This is a genomic window from Fusobacterium sp. SYSU M8D902 (genome assembly GCF_040199715.1).
GTDB lineage: Bacteria > Fusobacteriota > Fusobacteriia > Fusobacteriales > Fusobacteriaceae > Fusobacterium_A.
Map to the genome: position 1 here is coordinate 39,962 of NZ_JBEFNA010000016.1, position 11,018 is coordinate 50,979.

General features: G+C 27.8%; 9 protein-coding genes and 1 riboswitch. Of the genes, 8 read left to right on the top strand and 1 reads right to left on the bottom strand.

The genetic code is table 11. The features are described 5' to 3' along the window. The 6 genes from ABNK64_RS07020 to ABNK64_RS07045 form a co-directional block, all read left to right on the top strand. Positions 1-1,922: TonB-dependent receptor (locus tag ABNK64_RS07020; protein WP_349763925.1), on the top strand; the 1,922-nt coding region annotated here is incomplete at its 5' end. A gap of 82 nt (positions 1,923-2,004) precedes the next feature. Further along, positions 2,005-2,179, top strand: a riboswitch (cobalamin riboswitch). 92 nt (positions 2,180-2,271) lie between these two features. Next, positions 2,272-4,212, top strand: a complete 1,941-nt coding sequence (locus ABNK64_RS07025) for a TonB-dependent receptor family protein (RefSeq protein WP_349763926.1) — start codon at positions 2,272-2,274, stop codon at positions 4,210-4,212. A gap of 108 nt (positions 4,213-4,320) precedes the next feature. Then, entirely contained in the window at positions 4,321-5,187 is an 867-nt protein-coding gene (locus ABNK64_RS07030) for an ABC transporter substrate-binding protein (protein ID WP_456878916.1), read from the top strand. Beyond that, positions 5,144-6,190, top strand: a complete 1,047-nt coding sequence (locus ABNK64_RS07035) for a FecCD family ABC transporter permease (RefSeq protein ID WP_349763928.1) — start codon at positions 5,144-5,146, stop codon at positions 6,188-6,190. The genes ABNK64_RS07030 and ABNK64_RS07035 overlap by 44 nt, the downstream gene beginning before the upstream one ends. Continuing rightward, positions 6,187-6,963: an ABC transporter ATP-binding protein gene (locus ABNK64_RS07040; RefSeq protein WP_349763929.1), complete on the top strand. Its 777-nt coding sequence runs from the start codon at positions 6,187-6,189 to the stop codon at positions 6,961-6,963. Before ABNK64_RS07035 ends, ABNK64_RS07040 begins: the two co-directional genes overlap by 4 nt. A 10-nt stretch (positions 6,964-6,973) precedes the next feature. Next, positions 6,974-7,918, top strand: coding sequence for a sugar phosphate isomerase/epimerase family protein (locus ABNK64_RS07045; protein WP_349763930.1), 945 nt, complete (start codon positions 6,974-6,976; stop codon positions 7,916-7,918). Positions 7,919-7,982: 64 nt separating this feature from the next. On the opposite strand, the gene ABNK64_RS07050 is transcribed toward ABNK64_RS07045, so the two are convergent. Next, positions 7,983-9,929, bottom strand: a complete 1,947-nt coding sequence (locus ABNK64_RS07050) for a glycogen debranching protein (RefSeq protein ID WP_349763931.1) — start codon at positions 9,927-9,929, stop codon at positions 7,983-7,985. Positions 9,930-10,059: 130 nt separating this feature from the next. On the opposite strand from ABNK64_RS07050, the gene ABNK64_RS07055 reads away from it, so the two are divergent. Then, positions 10,060-10,518 carry a CAP domain-containing protein gene (locus ABNK64_RS07055; RefSeq protein WP_349763932.1) on the top strand — a complete coding sequence of 153 codons (459 nt, stop codon included), beginning with the start codon at positions 10,060-10,062 and terminating at the stop codon, positions 10,516-10,518. Between the two features lie 80 nt (positions 10,519-10,598). Next, the gene (locus ABNK64_RS07060) at positions 10,599-10,919 is read left to right on the top strand and encodes an HU family DNA-binding protein (RefSeq protein WP_291256322.1); all 321 of its coding nucleotides are present in this window, start codon (positions 10,599-10,601) and stop codon (positions 10,917-10,919) included. Positions 10,920-11,018 lie beyond the last annotated feature (99 nt).

Below are 11,018 nucleotides of genomic sequence, written 5' to 3' on the forward strand. Positions count from 1 at the left end.
TAATATCTACTGAAAGATATGAAGAAGTATCTGTTATGGAAGTAGCAAAAAATATTACTATTATAAATAGTGAGGATATTGAAAAAAGAGGGTATAAAAATATATATGAAGCATTAAAAATGATTCCAAGTTTATTACAAATAGATGGTTCTTTATCTTTAAGAGGGCAGGTACCTAAATTAGCAGATAAAAATTTAGTTGTTTTATTAGATGGAATTCCGCAAAATGGAGCGGATAATAGAGAATTTGATTTAGATATTATTCCAATTGAACAAGTAGAAAAAATTGAAGTTGTACCAGCTGGTGGAGCAATAATGTACGGTGGAAATGCTACAGCAGGAATTATAAATATAATAACTAAAAATATGAAAAATCAGAAATATTGGGGAAATATAGGTACAGAGTTTGGAAAATATGACTATAAAAAATATAGAGTTAATTATGGAATGAATTTAAATGAAAAAATTTCAGGTGAGATTAACTATTTAACTAAAGATAAAAATGGATATAGAGAAGGTGAAAAGAATGATTTGGATTTTATAGAGGTAAAATCTAAATATAAATTGAATAACGGTAAAATTGAGGGAAAATATTCACATAGTAGAAAGATTGCAAGTGATAGAATAAAAGGATTAAGTAAAGAAGAGTATGAAAAAGATAGAAAACAAAACCCTGATGTGGGAAGGTACGGAAAAGAGTATCAAGATAAATATGTATTACTATACAATAAAAAGTTAACACCTAATTTAGAAATATCAAGTTCTTTTGAATATAAAAATAGAGAATATGAATATAAATATCCAGCAAAAGATAAGGTCCCAGCATATAAAAAAAGAGATAAAGAAACAGAATCTTTGTATTGGAATGGACAAATTAAGTATTTATATGGTGAGCAGAATTCAATAATTCTTGGTGGAGAGTACTCTGAAGCAACAGTGAAAGAGAAAGTATGGAGTAATAGAAGAAAAAGTAAAAAAATATATAAATCTGAAAATAATGATATAGATTATTATGCTGTTGGAGGTTATGTTCAAAATAAATTAGCTTGGGATAGTTTTATTTTTTCTCAAGGAATAAGAGTAGAACAAAATAAATTTGATAGTAAAAGTTTAAATTATAATGAAAAGGGAATAGAAACTCAAGATAAAATAAAAGATTCTCCTGAAAATATAGATTACGAATTGACAGGAAATTATTTATTTAATGATACAACATCAGGGTACTTAAGCTATAACAGAGTTAAAAGAAATCCAAATTTAACTGAATTTTCAAGTTGGAATACAAAAGATGAAGAAACAAAAGAAAAAAAAGCACAAACAATTGATACAGTTGAATTAGGAATAAAATCATTAATAGAAAATGTGTATATATCTGGAGCAGTATTTTATATTCAAGGTAAAAATGAAATTATGTATGATCCAAAATATGGTGCAATGGGAGGAAAAAGTTTTTATAATTTGAATGGTAAGACAAGACGTTTTGGATTAGAGTTAGTTTCTGAACAATATTTTGAAAAATTAACTATTAGAGAAAGCTTTACATATATGAATAATAAAATAGTAGCTGGACCATATGAAGGACACTTAATACCTGGAGTGAGCAAAATAATTGGTGGAGTTGGAGTAACATATGAAATAATTCCTCAGTTAACTTTGAATTTAGAAAGTAAATATATAGGAAAAACTTTTGCAGCTAATGATTTTAAAAATGAATTTAGTAAAATAAAAGACTACATAGTAACTGATATTTCAATGAGATATAGTTTAGAAAATGGTGTTACACTATATGGAGGAATAAATAATGTATTTAATGAAATATATTGTGACTATGTTCAAATGAGTACTTCAAAAACTACTAAAGAATTAAAATATTCACCTACAGAAGAGAGAACATATGTTTTAGGAATAGAATATAGATTTTAAATTAAGAAATATATAAAATAAATATAAAGATTAAATTAAATATATATTTTGAAATAAAGTTGACACAATAGAATTATTATAATACAATAAGTTGTAATTAGGTGCAAAAAATAGATTGATAGAGGAAGATGGGTGAGAATCCCACACAGGAAACTGCTGTATGGTGGACGAAATCACAATATGTCACTGGGAAGCTGGGAAGGCGTGGGAGTAGGATGAAGCTGAGTCAGAAGACTTACCAATTGTCAATAGATCAAAATATGTGATTATGACTTTCTAGTAAGATAAATCTATTTTGCTAGAAAGTTTTTTATTTGTACCTAAAAATAAAGTAATTTAGGGAGGAAGGATGAAAAAATATTTGATGGTCGCTGCTATATTAGCAGTAGGAACAACAGTATTAGCTGAAGGAAAGATCGGTGGAACAAAATTAGAAGAGACTGTAATAAGTACAGAAAATTTTGAAACAAATGCTCAAGAAATTCCAAAGAATGTTATTATTATAACAAGTGAAGAAATTAAGAATAAAGGAGCTAATACTATAACAGAGGCTTTAAAAGGTGTTCCAGGAATATCAATTTCAGCTTATGATGGAGGAGAAGCAACAATAGATTTAAGAGGTTATGGAGCTACAGGTTCTCAAAATACTCTTATGTTAATTGATGGTATTCCTATGAATAATATCCAAGGGAGTGGGTATTACTCAAGTTTAGTTCCAATAGATATGGTAGATAAGATTGAGGTAATTCCAGCTGGTGGAGCAGTAATGTATGGAGATGGGGCTACTGGAGGGATTGTTAATATAATTACTAAAGGGTTACAAAATAGAGAAAATTATGGAAGTTTAGGGATTGAAGTTGGTTCTTGGGGAACAACAAAAGGAAATATAAATTATGGAACAAGAGTAAATGACAAGCTGTTACTAAATATAGCTTATACTAATTATAAAAGTGAAGGATATAGAGATATAGCAACTAAAGAATATGATAAAGATGATACAAAAGAATCTATTTGGTTAAGAGGTAAATATCTTTTAGATAATGGAAGTATTGAAGCTGATTATAGACACAATGAAAGTAAGGATTATTATACTGGTTCTTTAACTAAAGAACAGTTTGAAAAAGATCCAACTATGTCAGGAAGTACGGAAGGATTAGCAGATTCAACTGAGGATAATTATACTCTGAAACATACTCAAAAAATAAGTGATAATTTAGATTTGCTAATTTATGGAGGATACGAAGAATTAGAGTATATTGGAGATTCAAGTTGGTCGACTCATTATATAACTAATCAATACTTTATTAAACCTCAAATAAAATACAGCTATAGTGATAATAGTTATACTATTTTTGGTGGAGATTATAAAGAAGGGAAATCAGAAAATAAAATTTTTAAGGATAATGCAGATAAAGAAAGAGAATCTTATGCTGGATATATTTTAAATAAAACTACTTTTGGAAAGTGGCAATTTACTCAAGGATATAGAAAAGAAAAATTAAAATATAAAGGTTATAATATAAGTAACTATGATGTGGATTTAAATGAAGCTTTAATAAAAAGAAAATCAGCAGATAGTTATGAATTAGCAATAAACTATCTATATTCAGATACAGGAAGTGTATATTTGAGCTATGTAAATGGTTATAGAAGTCCAAGTATTCAAGATTTAGGATTGTGGGACGGAGAGCTTAAACTTCAAGAAACAGAAACTTATGAGTTAGGAGCTAAAGATACAATAGAAAATACTTATATTTCATCATCTGTGTTCTTTTCTAAAACAAGTGATGAAATACTATATGCTGAAGTCCAAAATGGAGTAAAGAATAATCATAATTTTGATGGAAAAGTTGAAAGAAAGGGAGTGCAATTATCACTTCAACATTATTTTGACAAATTAATCCTAAGAGAGAATATATCTTATATTGATGCAAAGATAACTAGTGGAAAATATGATGGGAAAAGATTTCCAGGAGTGCCAGAGTGGATAATAAATCTAGGTGCTACATACAACTTCACAGATAAACTACTTGGAAATATAGATATGTATTATCAAAGTTCAACATATGGAAGTGATGATTTTAAAAATAAATTTGGTGAAAATAATGAATATACTACTGTAGATACTGGTTTAAACTATAATTTTAATGGTAGTTTACAAATTTATGGAGGAATCAAAAATTTATTTGATGAAAAATATAGCAATTCATATGTAGTTTCTGAGAATGGAATAAGCTATTCTCCAGCAGATGGAAGAAATTATTATGTAGGATTTAGATATAACTTTTAAAAATGTTGTAAAAAATAATTAAAAAAATTATAATATAGGGAGAGGAAGCCTCTCCCTATATTATATATATTTAGAAAGGAAATTCTAGTGAAAAATTTATTAAAAATTATGACTTTATTTTTAGTCATTGCTACTTTAAATTTTGCAAATGATAAAAAATATAATAGAATAGCAACAATAAATTTAAGTAGTGATGAGATGATTTTAAATTTAGTTTCATCGAGTAGAATAGTTGGTTTGAGTGGTATGATAACAGAAGATGAGGATATGTCAAATGTTTGTAATATAGCTAAAAGTTATACCAAAATTGAAGGAAATATTGAAACCTTATTGAATTTAGAACCAGATTTAGTTATTGGAGCTGATTGGATAAAAAAAGAACAACTTCAGCAAATAGAGGATAGTGGAATAGATACTTATATATATAAAACACCCAAAACTTTTGAAGAACAAAAAGAAGTAATTTTAAAATTAGCAGATCTTGTTGAAGAGAAAGAAAAAGGAATAGCTATAACTAAAAATATGGATATTCGTTTAAAGAAATTACAAAAAAAAATAAAATTAGAAAATAAGGGTATACTCAAAATTATGTTATATACATCATTAGAGACAACTAGTGGAAAAGAAACAACATTCGATGAATTTCTTCGATTAATAGGAGGGATAAATCCAGTTTCTGAGGCTGGAATAATTGGAGAAGTAAAAATATCTAAAGAAACATTGATTGATATAGATCCAGATATTATAATAGTTCCTATTTGGAAAGGGCATATTAATTCAGAGGAATTTATGAACTTTTTAGTAAATGATGAAAGTTTTAAAAATATACGAGCAGTAAAGAATAAAAAAATCTATGGGATACCTTTTAAAAAATTATCTCCTACCTCTCAATATATGATAGATGGGATAGAATATTTAGGGGAGAAAATATATGGTTTGGAAAGAGAGCAAGATGATAATCGAAAAGAAATTTAATTGGATACTTTTATTAATATTAATAGTAACAATTTTTTTCTCACTTTTTTATGGAAGTGTTAAAGTTCCGATAGGAGAGATAATAAAAGTATTATTTAATCAACTAGGCGGTTTTGATTTTCCGGTGGAGAAAAAAAGTTTTACTTCAATAGTTTTTTATGTGAGGTTGCCAAGAGTATTGATAGGTGTAATTGTAGGAGGAGCTTTGGCAATATGTGGTTGTACTATGCAAAGTTTATTAAAAAATCCTATAGCAGATTCAAGTATAGTTGGAATATCAAGTGGAGCTAGTTTGGGGGCGATAATAGCAATATCTTTAGGAATAACAGGACATTCTCTCTTTGTTATGCCAATATTGGCAATAGTTATGGCATTATTTGTAGCTGGGCTAGTGTATGGATTAGCTTCGTTAAAAGGAAGAACAGATAATTTACTTTTAATACTTTCAGGGATAGCCGTAAGTAGCTTTGTTGGTTCTATTTCATCCTTACTTTTAACAACTATGGTGGAAGCACAGCTAAAAGAATATATATTTTGGTCTATTGGAAGTTTAAGTGGAAGAAGATGGGAACATTTCAACTTAGCTATAGTTCCTATTTCTATTTTAATTTTTCTATTGACACATTATGGAAAGGAATTAAATATTTTATTATTAGGAGATGAAGAAGCAAAGGCATTAGGTATTGATATTAAAAGTTTAAGAAAAAGAATTTTGATTATAGTTTCTTTAATAACCTCCATATCAGTTTGTATAAGTGGAAACATTGGATTTGTTGGGTTAATAATTCCACATATTTTGAGAAAGTTAATAGGTTCTGACAATAGAAAACTTTTGAAAACCTCTTTTTTAGCTGGCGCTTTTTTTATTACATTATGTGATTTAATATCTCGGACATTATTTGCACCTGTAGAAGTGGGAGTTGGTATAATTACAGCAATAGTTGGAGCTCCCTACTTTATCTATTTAATTATAAAAATAAGAAAAAATGGTGAAAGAATATGAGTGAATTTCAATTAGAAGTAAAAAATATATCTTTTAGTATTGGAGAAAGAAAGATTTTAAATGGAATAAATTTCAAAGTGAGAAGTGGAGAGATAGTTGGAATAATTGGTCCAAATGGAGTTGGGAAAACAACTATTTTAAAAAGTATAAATGGAATAATTGAGAATATAGAGGGGGAAATTTTATATAATGGTAAAAATATAAGAGAGTATAAGAAAAAAGAATTAGCTAAAAATATTTCTTTTATGAATCAAAATACTAATATAGCTTTTGATTTTCCGTGCATAGATGTGGTGATTTTAGGAAGATACCCATATTTAAAGAAATTTCAAGAGTATAGTGATGAGGATATATTAAAAGCTGAGGAGTATATGAAAAAAACAGACACACTTAAATTTAAAGATAGAATGATAAAAGAATTATCTGGAGGAGAGAGGCAAAGAGTATTATTTGCTAAAACTCTTACACAAGAAAGTAAAATAGTACTATTGGATGAACCAACAGCTAGTTTAGATATGAAGTACGAAGAGGAAATTTTTTCAATAATTCATAAATTAAAAGAGGAAAAAAGAAGTGTAATAACCATAATTCATAATTTAAGGTTGGCTATTAAGTATTGTACAAGACTAATTCTTGTAAATAATGGAAAAATAATAGGAGATGGAATACCCGAAAATATAATTACTGAAGAAAATTTAAGAAATATTTATGGTGTAGAAGCAAAAGTATATATGAATAAATTTAATAATCAATTGGATTTTTGTCTGTTTTAATGGAGGAAAAATGTATAAATTATTAAATATTTGTGATTTTTTGAAAAATGATGAATTAGAGAAAAATTATGATAAATATAGAAAATATGGAATAGATTATTTTGAGCTCATAAAATATAGTGATGTAGATAATAAACCATTAAAAGATAAAATTAAGGGCTATCATTTGAGATTTTTTCCAACTTGGTTAGATCTTTATTTATGCAATCAGAAAGAGATTTTTTCTAGACTCATAGATGAAAATACAATCAGAGGGTTGTGTGGTGGAATCACGAAGGAAGAGATGTTAGATTATTATAGGAAAGAACTTGAAATAGCTAAAGAATTGGAAGTTGAATATGTAGTACTCCATGCTTGTAATATAGATATATTTGAAAGTATGACTTATAATTTTAGATTTTCTGACAGGCAGATTTTAGAGAAGACAGTAGAGTTTATAAACGAGATTTTTAATGAGGAAAAATATTCATTTACTTTACTTTTGGAGAACTTATGGTGGCCAGGCCTAAAACTAAACAATTATGAAGAAGTAGATTATTTGGTGAAAAATATAAGATATAAAAATATTGGTTTTATGTTGGATACAGGTCATATGCTAAATACAAATTTGGAATTAAAAAATTCTAATGAAGCAGTGGAGTATATATTAGAAAATATCAATAGATTAAAAGAGTATAAAGAATTGATATATGGAGTTCATTTGAATTACTCATTATCAGGAGATTATGTAAAAAATAGTATAGAAAATAATTTGAATAAAGAATTAAGAGTAGATGAAGTATTACAAAATATCTATTATCATATAAGTAAAATAGATTACCATGATCCTTTTGAAAATAGTGGAGTAAGAGAGATATTAAAAAAATTACCATTGAAATATTTAGTCTTAGAATTATTAGGAAAAACTCAAGAGGAAATTGAAGAGAAAATAAAAAGGCAACAAAAGTTTTTATAGAGTTGGAAAAATATAAAAAGAAGTTGATTAATTAGTAGACTAATTGATTCAACTTCTTTTTTAGCTATTTAGAGATTAAAATAATAGAGCTTCTTGCTTTTACAGAGTAAGATAGCTTATCAATTGGAGTTTCAGAAAAATTAAAGCTATTATTTTCAGAAGTATCTATTAATTTATACCATTTTTTATCCTCTTCAAGGGGTGGAAGTTCAAACTCTAAATCGTCATAGTATGAATTAAGAGCGATGTAAAATCTAGTATTAGCCTCATAATCCATCAACTCAAAGGCAGTACTTAAAGAGTGATATGAGAAATCTGGAGAATTTAACTTGACACCATGAAGAGTAATATCATTTCTACCATCTTCTTCACACTCCCAGTATGAATTTTTTCTAAAAATAGAGTATGTTTTTCTGATTTTTATCATCTGTTTTACAAATTCATAAAGATCTTCAAACTCTTTTTTTCTATCCCAATCAAACCAAGTTAGAGTATTATCTTGACAATAGGCGTTATTATTTCCTTTTTGTGTTCTTCCACACTCATCACCCATCAAAAACATAGGAACTCCTTGAGAGATCATTAGAATTAGAAAAAAGTTTTTTATCAATTTTTTCCGAAGAGCTATAATATCTAAATTATCCGTTTCTCCCTCTTCTCCCCAGTTATATGAATTATTAAAATTTTCTCCATCTTGGTTATTTTCACCATTATCAAAATTATGTTTAGTATTATAACTAACTAAATCATACAGGGTAAATCCATCGTGACAGCTTATAAAGTTGATACTACTATATGGGGAACGGTTATCTCTTTTGAAAATATCAGGGCTACCAAAAATTCTCTTTAAAAGTTCAGGAATTTGTCCAAAATCTCCTTTTATAAATCTACGAATAACATCTCTATATTTCCCATTCCATTCGCTCCAACCAGTTGGCATATCCCCAACATAGTAACCACCTAAATCCCAACTTTCAGAGATCAATTTACAGTGAGAAAGGATAGGATCTTGTATTATTTCATTTAATACAGAGTGTCCTCCCCATTGTCCATTTTCATCTCTTCCAAGAATAGGAGCTAAGTCAAATCTAAATCCATCAACTCCAATATCAAGATACCAATATTTTAGGGAGTTAAGAATAATATCCTTGCTCATTATATTATTACAGTTAAATGTATTTCCACAACCAGAAAAGTTTTTATACTCAATTCCATCCTTTTCTAACATATAAAATCCAGAGTTATTCATAGCTTTGAAGTTATAGACCCAGCCATCGTTACCACTTTCAGCAGTATGGTTATAGACTACATCTAGAATAACTTCAATTCCATTTTTATGAAGTTCATTAACAAGCTCTTTAATCTCAATAACCTCATTAAAATTTGAGTTAGAATCTTCTGAAGCAAATTTTTTAGTAGGAGCAAAGAAACCAATAGGATTGTATCCCCAAACATTTTCTAAAAGTTCGTTATTAGCATTATATCTTCCTGTGTATTCATCCCATTCGAATACAGGTAAAAACTCGACAGCAGTGATACCCAATTCTTTCAGATATGGAATTTTCTCTACAAATCCCTTATATTGGCCAGGAAATTCAACCAAAGAGTTATTGTTTTGTGTAAATAATTTGATATGAACTTCATAGATTATAGTATCATTTAGATGGGTATTGAGATGTCTAACCTTAAAAAGATCCTTCTTTACAGCAATAGCTCTCTTTTTATTTTTAGTATAAGATAGGGCATATGGATCTAGTAGGTCCAAAGCATCATCTATATTCCAAGAGTAAATAACACCCTCTTTTCCTTCTCTTAAAAAAATATGCCAAATATCTCCTGTTTTATTTAATTTTTCATCTAATTTTAAAACAATAGCTGGTGTGGTATCATCAGCTGAATCAAAGATATTTAATACTATATTTTTCTTATTTTTACAATAAATCCCAAAGTTAATACCTGTGTCAAGAACATTTGCCCCTAATACAGGAAAACCAAAATCAACACTAAACATAAACTCTCCTTAAATAAATCGTATTCTGTAGCTAAATTATATAATGAGGAAAATTAAAAGTCAAACAAAGAAAGAGTAGAAAAAAATAAAAAAAATGTTAAAATATATATAGATTAAGGAGGTAAAAATAGTGAAAAGATTAATTTCTATTATTTTGGTATTACTTGTGTATATAGTACCAATTAAAGGTGAAGATTACCAAGATATAATTTTAAAAAAGACAAATAAGGCTAGGATAGAAAAACATCTAAAGCCTTTGAAAATGGATAGCAAATTAAATAAAATAGCTATGGAAAAAGCCAAGGATATGGCAAAAAATCAGGAGTTATCACATAATAGCCTAAAGTTTGGAACAACGTTTAATTTGATGAAGAAAAAAGGGATAAAATACAGTGCTGCCGGTGAGAATATTGCTCGTTGGCATAGTACTCCAGAGTTTGTAGTAGAGAGATGGCTAAAATCTAAGGGTCACAGAAAAAACATTTTAAATCCAGAGTATACTCAAATAGGAATTGGAAGAGCTAAAGACAAAAATGGAAAGAACTATTGGGTACAGGTTTTTATAAAAGAAAAAGTTAAAAAAAATTAAGAAAAACTATTGTTTTTATTGGAAAAACGTGCTATTTTAATAGTAAGGGCAACTAAATAAATAATTGGGAGTGATTTCAAATGACAAAGAAAGAGTTTGTAGAATTATTTGGAACTAAAGCAGAGTTAAAAACAAAGTTAGAAGCAGAGAAATTAACAAAGGTATTTTTGGAAACACTTGAAGAAGTATTAGTTAAAGGAGAGAGCATTTCTTTTATAGGATTTGGAAAGTTTGAAGCATCAGAGAGAGCAGAAAGAACTTGTATAAATCCACAGACTAAAAAACCTATGAAGGTTGCTGCAAGAAAAGTTGCAAAATTTAAACCTGGTAAGAACTTACTAGAAAAAATGAATCCAGTAGTTGAGAAAAAAGCAGCAAAAGGAAAAAGAAAAGCTAAATAAAAAAGTATAGATATTCATATATAAAGGGGCTGTTGCAAATTAATGATTTTTAGTCATTAATTTGCAACACTCTTTTCTTTTTAGCAAAAAAATAGAAAT